The organism is Xanthovirga aplysinae (assembly GCF_009711365.1).
In the GTDB taxonomy this organism is placed as follows: domain Bacteria; phylum Bacteroidota; class Bacteroidia; order Cytophagales; family Cyclobacteriaceae; genus Xanthovirga; species Xanthovirga aplysinae.
Genome location: NZ_SMMB01000606.1, coordinates 1 through 2675 on the forward strand (window position 1 = coordinate 1; position 2675 = coordinate 2675).

2 protein-coding genes are annotated in these 2675 nt (G+C 32.9%); both read right to left on the bottom strand.

All coding sequences use genetic code 11. The features are described from left to right. Positions 1–182: 182 nt before the first annotated feature. Positions 183–740: a GNAT family N-acetyltransferase gene (locus E1171_RS03210; protein WP_155204018.1), complete on the bottom strand. Its 558-nt coding sequence runs from the start codon at positions 738–740 to the stop codon at positions 183–185. Positions 741–1158: 418 nt separating this feature from the next. Then, on the bottom strand, positions 1159–1989 hold the full coding sequence (locus E1171_RS03215) for a M57 family metalloprotease (protein WP_155204020.1): 831 nt from the start codon (positions 1987–1989) through the stop codon (positions 1159–1161). Positions 1990–2675: the final 686 nt, after the last annotated feature.

The window sequence follows — 2675 nt, forward strand, 5'->3', positions numbered from 1 at the left end:
GGCAAATGGTAGTTGTGAAGCAAGGAAAAAAGGCTTTCACCTATGTGGTAAAGTGGAAGTTAATACCCAAATACCAAACACAATCTATTCCTTTGAGGTTTTAAAGAGATTTCTAATGATTGGGATATAGTTTTTTCGACCCCTTTGGGAGCATGGACGTATAACCTTTGTTAGGATACATTTCATTTAATTAAATTCATATTTCCAGAATCTGGCTTTCTTGTCCCTATCCTAATATTAAGTAATTCTTTCCTAATAGGATTTGCGTAATAACTCAGTTCCACCAAATTTCCTAAAACATCATTTACCTCAAAACCTGTAATAATAAAGCCAAACTTCAACTTGGGAATTAATACTGGGTTATTAGACATTTTATGCCTGCTGTATATTCTTTGAAACCCAAATTTAGTTATCAATTCAACTGCTTCTCTCAACATTTTTGTATATATACCTTGACGTCTATATTTAGGAAAAACTGCAGAGTTAATCATATAATAATCTTCATCACTTTTTTGCATTCCAAATGACCATCCGACTATTTCATCTTTAGCTTTGGCAACCAAATAATATCTATGAACGTTTTTTAGTCTTTTCCCATTATTCTCTCTTTTCTCCTTTTCTTGATTTGATAATATCTTCTCAATATCAAAATCAAAGTCATCTGAAAAAATCTTGCTTCTATAGGTTTCAAAAAAAACTGAAAATTCTTCAGATTTAACAAACTCAAAAGTGATTTCCATTAATTTGTTTTTTAATGTTTACTAACAACCGTATGTATCACATTATATCCATTACTTCCATCTACGGGGAAAGTGGAAGTTCTAATAATGAAATAGAAAAGAAGAAATAAAGCCGTAGATGGTATTAAATAATATAATGAAAATAAATACTTTATTGAGTTAACTTTAAAAAAATAACCCAAAAAATATTGAATATAGTTAAGATAGTTCTCACTATTTATTTGCAACGTTTAATATTTATTCAAAGACATCAATAACCCCTAAATAAACACTCCTTTGAAGTAAAATTTGCCAATAATAAATTTAAAAGGAAAGTGCACCCTTGATTTAATGGAACAAAAAAAATACCTCCGTAATGCAAAAAGTTATTATTAGCATTACGAAGGTAAAATTATTACTCTATTGGAAGGAATATCTTTTAATACAATGTACTTAAAGCCGTAATGTCACTAGTTGTAAATGGCCGATCAAGATTAGCGCTTCCACAGGCCAGCATCCAGGATCCAGCTTCTGCTTCAGTTGGAGTTCCAGGGATATGGTTCGCACCTTCAGGATCTACTCGTTCTGGGTCAAACCCTCGGTTACAGCTAAAATCTCTATCCATATAGTCAGTATGACGGAATCCAATACAATGTCCCATTTCATGCGCTATTGTGGTGGCCAAACCATTGATATTGGTTACACCATCGTAATATTCTCTTGTCATTAGAATTTGATTGTAAGGGTCACCTGCTGTTGTAGGAAAACCAGCAGATCCCAGTATGTCTTGCCAGTAATACCACCAAGGTGAAGGATTAATTTGAATATCAGCCTGGGATGCGTTTGTTACCCTTTTGAAAGTTAATGAAAAACCATCCACTTCATTATATCTTCTGATGGCTTCATCAGTAGCATCCCTGTATTTTTGTAAGAATCTAGAGTTTACATAAACATTAATCGTTCTTGGAGTTCCGTCTACCAGATTATGCGTAGAATAGTGTTCGTCCACAGGTTGTTGTATGCCCTGGGCAATGTTATCTAACTCATGAACATTTAAAGAAATGTCATTTTCTATAATCAATTGATCTTCATGCTTCACCACTGGAAAGTCAACCGTATTGAATCCCAAGGCATCCAGCTTCGCAAGAATCTCTGGAGATACCTCATCTACAGTAGTGACTTCTTCTTCAGGAGTGTTACAGGCATAAAATCCTGTAGCCATTGATAAGGCAATTAATAAGGCAGAAAAAAGCTTAAAAAAAATTTTCATAGCGAATAATATGTTTAGGTTAAAAATAAAAATTGATTAGGTGGTTCTTTTCGTTTTGAAGAATAAAACCAGCCCTAAGTCGATATTTCAATTTAAAAACAATGAAATTATTTTTCTAGGAGGAGAGATGAACAGAGCGTAAAAGAGGATAAAAAGCTATTTAGAAGAAAAAAAGTCGTTCATCTACAAAAATTGGTTGTTTGACCTTAGGTCGAATTAAATCGTACTTTGCATGTTTTTATTTTAAAATTAATCCTAAAAATAATATTAATTAATTGAATATAAGCTGATTCAAATTAGCACAGAAAAAAGTAAAGAGGGTTATAAAAAAAGAGTCTTCCTTAGGAATTAGCACCTTTTTTCACTTAGACCATATTTGAATATTTAATAGATAGAAAGTAAGCTATATAGTAGAAGTATTAATCTATTTTTTGATATTTCTGGTGGTGGCATTCAATAAAGAGGTGGTCCCCCCTAACTTTTCCCCACCGTTCCGGTTGCCCCAAGAAGTTTCATCTATTTGCTCGTTTGTTACTCAGAATCTACCATAGACTTGAAAGCACCCTATCACCAGCCGATTAAATGGCGGTTTTTGTTCCTCAGTACGAATCCATTTCGTGTTTTAATTTTTTTATTCCACCTATATACAAAGTGGAAGTATTTTAAAAAGCACTTGTCTTAAACTC

What these genes read in the sequence shown, in the direction of transcription:
- E1171_RS03210 (WP_155204018.1), bottom strand. Translation starts at nt 740, where the DNA reads ATGGAAATCACTTTTGAGTTTGTTAAATCTGAAGAATTTTCAGTTTTT.
- E1171_RS03215 (WP_155204020.1), bottom strand. Translation starts at nt 1,989, where the DNA reads ATGAAAATTTTTTTTAAGCTTTTTTCTGCCTTATTAATTGCCTTATCA.